The sequence below is a fragment of the Kaarinaea lacus genome (assembly GCF_975902315.1).
In genome coordinates, this window is the sequence record NZ_CDLKIE010000213.1 from 1 (window position 1) to 5,006 (window position 5,006).

Annotated in this window: 5 protein-coding genes; 3 read left to right on the forward strand and 2 right to left on the reverse strand. The window is 42.6% G+C overall.

Annotated features, from left to right (window positions below; genetic code table 11):
* Nucleotides 1-314: 314 nt before the first annotated feature.
* Nucleotides 315-1,415 (reverse strand): substrate-binding domain-containing protein, encoded by a 1,101-nt coding sequence (locus ACWVCM_RS06310; protein WP_455200881.1) that lies wholly within the window; start codon nucleotides 1,413-1,415, stop codon nucleotides 315-317.
* 369 nt (nucleotides 1,416-1,784) lie between these two features.
* Here ACWVCM_RS06310 and ACWVCM_RS06315 point away from each other — a divergent pair, with 369 nt between their 5' ends.
* A complete protein-coding gene (locus tag ACWVCM_RS06315) occupies nucleotides 1,785-2,384 on the forward strand; it encodes a hypothetical protein (RefSeq protein ID WP_455200877.1) in 600 nt (199 codons plus the stop codon).
* A gap of 76 nt (nucleotides 2,385-2,460) precedes the next feature.
* Here the strand turns inward: ACWVCM_RS06315 and ACWVCM_RS06320 are convergent, their stop codons facing one another.
* The gene (locus tag ACWVCM_RS06320; RefSeq protein WP_455200878.1) at nucleotides 2,461-3,819 is read right to left on the reverse strand and encodes a TrpB-like pyridoxal phosphate-dependent enzyme; all 1,359 of its coding nucleotides are present in this window, start codon (nucleotides 3,817-3,819) and stop codon (nucleotides 2,461-2,463) included.
* 226 nt (nucleotides 3,820-4,045) lie between these two features.
* Here ACWVCM_RS06320 and ACWVCM_RS06325 point away from each other — a divergent pair, with 226 nt between their 5' ends.
* Nucleotides 4,046-4,657, forward strand: coding sequence for a hypothetical protein (locus tag ACWVCM_RS06325; protein ID WP_455200879.1), 612 nt, complete (start codon nucleotides 4,046-4,048; stop codon nucleotides 4,655-4,657).
* 88 nt (nucleotides 4,658-4,745) lie between these two features.
* The coding region (locus tag ACWVCM_RS06330) for a glutathione S-transferase N-terminal domain-containing protein (protein ID WP_455200880.1) at nucleotides 4,746-5,006 on the forward strand (261 nt) is incomplete at its 3' end.

The following is a 5,006-nucleotide window of genomic DNA, read 5'->3' on the forward strand; positions in this document are numbered from 1 at the left end:
GAAGCTTAACGCTTTTTGATTAATCTTAATAGATAAAAAGTAAGCACTTTATATAAATCTAGTAAATGTGTTTTAAAAAAGTATTTTCAAAAGAGAAGTTTAGTTGAATAAATTAATGGCTAGATATTATACGGAAGCATAGTTTAGACAGTTTCTAACAGGACAACAAACATCCTTCTACTTATGATTAATGACGGAACATATTAATAAAGACCAATAAAAACATAGGTTGCCACTAACAATACCCAAATTTGATAGTTCAAATTTTTGTAAAATATCCGGGCCAGACAAGCCCGGATATTTTCGCACATCGATTAAGGACGATTTATTCCATGCTTGGCCATAATAGTTGTAAACTCATCTGACTTGAATGCTTCAACCAGTTTTTCCTGTGCAGCTTTCTGCTTTTCATTCCAGTCGCCTTTAATTTTCACCACACTTAATACACCCACCTTGTTGCCCGGTAATGGTTGCGGTTTATCGGCCGTACCTCCCAAAGGTACAATTTCAAACTGGTCGGGAAACGCGCGGGTAAAGTAAAGTGCCAGGTGGTAAAAAATAAATCCGGCATCTGCATTACCTGAGTAAACTGCCCAGGGTTGTTCTCGATGCATAATACGTTTACCGGAAACCCAGCTGCATTTATTCTTACTACCTTCTTTCGTACTACAGCCCGTTTGGTCCGTATTAAAAATGCTGTTAAACAGTTTTTCCGCTGTCATGCCTTTGGGTGGGTTTTTGTCATTTTTGGCAATGTTATAGATCGACCCTGAAAAATTTCCGAATGAACCCGGTTCCATTTCAGGATTTGGTGTTACCAGTGTCACATCACTACGACCCAAATCCCAGACTGATTTAATGTTCTTTGGATTGCCTTTTTTGACCAGGATCACATTGCCGTTATTTTTCAGAAATTTGACAGGCTTTCCATCCGTCACACCCATTTTCGTCAACTTCTTCATTAACTTTCCAGGACCGGCAGCGACCTGTGGTTTACATCCCATATTCAGGTTGCCAAACTGCACCATGTCATTCGAGACTTGCTGGGGTGATATTGGTGGACTGGTTGTGTAATACCAGACCTTGATATCTAGATCTTTTACATAATCTTTCAAGTAAACGTCGTTCCACAACTCTTTCAAAGCCATGTGATAATTGCCGGCCGTACTTAGTACGATATCGCAGTTATTGACTTCACCATGTAAATCGGACAGACGATTTGCTGTAGGTTCTGTCAGATATGGATTGGCCTGTTTGAAATCTGCTGGCCATTCCAGTAAATCAGGCGAAACTATTACAGGACTCCCGGTAATCGTGGGAACCGCACCTGCCATTACCGCACTATTAATGAACAATCCAGCGGCCGCTGTTATAAAACCTGCTTTAATTTTATTACGTCTGTAAAAATTACCCATGCGCACAAATTGTCTCCTTATTATATATAAATGTCGCTAAGACTTTAATCCTTCACGACAAACGAATTATGTAAGTCGTCTGCATTTTATAATTGTGCAAAATTAAATAAAGTGAATTTTTCACATCTCGCCTAACAATCAATAGTCGAGCTCGGATATGTACCTTCCTGAAATATTGATCAATTGATCAGTTTGTCGCAAAACTCAATCAAATTCACGTTGCGTTTGTATACACAATACGCAATACATGTTGTTTTAACTCAAGCTGGTCTTACAAACTTCCCGGCAGGCCCATTGTCTTTACGCTTTATTTATTAACGAATTTATAGAATAATAAAAACTTAATAAGAACTATATCTTTCTCATCCTATGCGTTACAAAGTCGCCGCGATCATAGTCTCGTTGTTTTTTTTACCGACTATAGCGCTTTGCGACAATCACCTGGATCAACAGAACGAATCTGTTAATAGTAACGATAATACCTACTGGGTAGACCTGTTTCTTATAGGATTAGGCGGCATCAGTGATGGCGCAAGCCTGGCTGGTTATGGCTTGCGGGTGCGAAAACATCTGAAAGGGAGCTATTTTTTAACCGCGATGATTCACCGATCTCAGGAGTTTTGCCATCTCGGAGGTTGTGCAGTTGACACACAAGAGCAAAGAATAGATGTGAAAATAACTGAGCTAAATGTTGGTATCGGTTATTCAAAACGATACGGTATTTTCAACCTTTCTACTTCAGCTGGATTAGGTTATTTACGAGGAACCGCAGCAGTCAGTTGTGATGAGTTTGCCACTGAGGGATTGTTTGCTGATGACATCTGTGAAGAAAAAACGCTCGATAATGTAGCACTACCAATCGACATAAGTTTACTGTGGGGTCGATCTATGGCACTGGGGATGAATTTTCACTTTAATTTTAATTCAGTAAAGCGTTTTGGTCTTACCAGTTTTGTCTGGGCTTTTTGACTGCAATGTTAGTCACTTTATCCGAGGCCAATTCAGGAATTGGCCTCGAACACCAGCACTGTTTAAAACTATAGTATTACGCACCGGCAATTTTAGGTAGATTTTGCATTGATTGCTTGATCGCCTCTTCCGGATAGTCAAAATCATCCAGTTCACCAGCGAAGTAGCGATCGTAAGCCGCCATATCAAAATGGCCATGCCCGGATAAATTAAACAACAGCGTTTTACTTTCGCCACTTTGTTTACAACTCAATGCTTCATCAATACAGGCGCGAATAGCGTGATTGGATTCTGGCGCAGGTATAATACCCTCCGCCTTGGCAAAAGTGACACCCGCCTCGAAAGTAGCAACCTGTGGCACGGCCACAGCTTCAATCAAACCTTCATTATATAACTGGGACACCAGCGCAGAATCGCCATGATAACGCAGGCCACCGGCATGGATACCTGGCGGCATAAAGTCATGTCCTAGCGTATACATCTTCATCAGTGGTGTAAGACCCGCAGTATCGCCAAAATCATAGGCGTATTGACCTTTGGTTAAAGTCGGACACGATGTCGGCTCCACTGCCACCAGGCGTACTTCCTTACCGGCTGCTTTGTCGGCAAAGAATGGAAAGGCTATACCACCAAAATTAGAACCACCACCACAGGGAGCAAATACAACGTCGGGATAGTCACCCACTTTCTCCAGCTGTTTTTTAGCTTCAATGCCAATGACCGTTTGATGCGTCAATACATGATTCAATACAGAGCCCAATGAGTAATTGGTATCTTCGCGAGAGGCGGCCTCTTCCACTGCCTCGGAAATGGATATCCCCAGTGAACCTGGAGAATCAGGGTCGGCTGCAAGAATTTTTCGACCCGACTGTGTTAGTTCTGACGGACTTGCCAGCACTTCCGCACCCCAGGTTTGCATCATGGAGCGGCGAAAAGGTTTTTGCTCATAACTGACCTTCACCATGTAAACACGTACATCGATGCCAAACATTTGTCCGGCCAGCGCCAGTGATGAACCCCACTGTCCGGCACCCGTTTCGGTGGCGAGACGTTTGATACCGGCCTGCTGATTGTAATACGCCTGGGCAACCGCAGTATTGGGTTTGTGTGAACCGGCCGGGCTTACCCCTTCATACTTATAATAGATTTTCGCTGGCGTGCCGAGCATCTGTTCCAGACGATGGGCGCGGAATAAGGGACTGGGTCGCCACTGCCGGTATATCTCGCGTACCGGTTCCGGGATATCGATCCACCGCTCTGCAGAAACTTCCTGCTCTATTAACGCCATGGGAAATATTGCTGCCAGCGCTTCAGGACCAATTGGATTTCCATCCGGACCTAATGGTGGCGCGGGCGGATTCGGCATATCAGCAACGACGTTATACCACTGCCTGGGAATATCAGCTTCGTCGAGAAGGATCTTGACCTGAGACATATCAACCTCCCGGTGGTTAGGGTGTAATAGTTTTTATTGGGGAAATGACATTATGCGACTCGGTACTTAATGAGTAAACTATATTGTTGGACAATTACTGCGCGCTCGATGCAAGCTTCTCAGCAATTGATTGCTTTGTTCAAGTACTTCAAATTTCAATTTTTGATATTATCTAATCAGTTTACAGTCTGATTTAAATAACCCTGTTTCGTTACCGATTAAAACAATGAAAAAGCTTATTGCTGAACAAAAATCCGCCAGAATACACTCCATGGATATCAACAATGCATTCGATCTGGCTTTATATCAACTACCAGACGGCCATTATGAGCTTGTCGTATTTATGAAACTGCAATTCTTTTTTAAGCACAATGATCCACACTTCTGGGAAAGCCATGAAGAAGATCAATTCATCGAAGAATGGCAACGGGCCATTCATGATGTGTGGGGTAATAAAATTATTCACACCCTTCCAAAGGGAAGCACGGTGATGCTGATTTTCGACTTTCATATTCAAAAAGGTGGCTGGATGTATGATCACTGGGAAATTACTGTAACAAAAATCGGTACCGGTGAATTTAAAGTCAGTTTTGTCGAACCAGACTGGAACAACGTACATCTGGACAGTGAGGATTTTTCATTCGTAGGCAGACAGCGTGGGGCAATTCACGAGTTTGGTCATATGATTGGGCTGCCGGATGAATACCACCGTAGCCGACACGTTATTGATCCCAAAAGTATTATGCATAGTGGGGAAGAAATACGCGATCGACACTATGACCTTTTTACTGATTGGGTAGAACGAACCATCACAGCAAAACAGGTTGAAACCACTTAATGATCCCTCTTATTAATTTCACCTGTGATAGCTAACTTTTACTACATCCACCTGGACTACATCTTATGTTTAGCAAGGTATCAGTAATATGAATCTTGAATTAATCAGCTTTAAAATTTGCCCCTTTGTACAGCGTGCTGTCATTACGCTGCTCTACAAAAATATTCCTCATAAGATCAGCTATATCGATCTCTCTGCGCCGCCTGACTGGTTCAGGCAATTGTCACCGTTTGGTAAAGTGCCTATTCTAAAAGTTGATGATCAGCATGTGATATTTGAATCAGCCATCATCGATGAATATCTGGATGAAATGTGCCCTGGAAATTTGCTGCCCAGCGATGCATTGCAA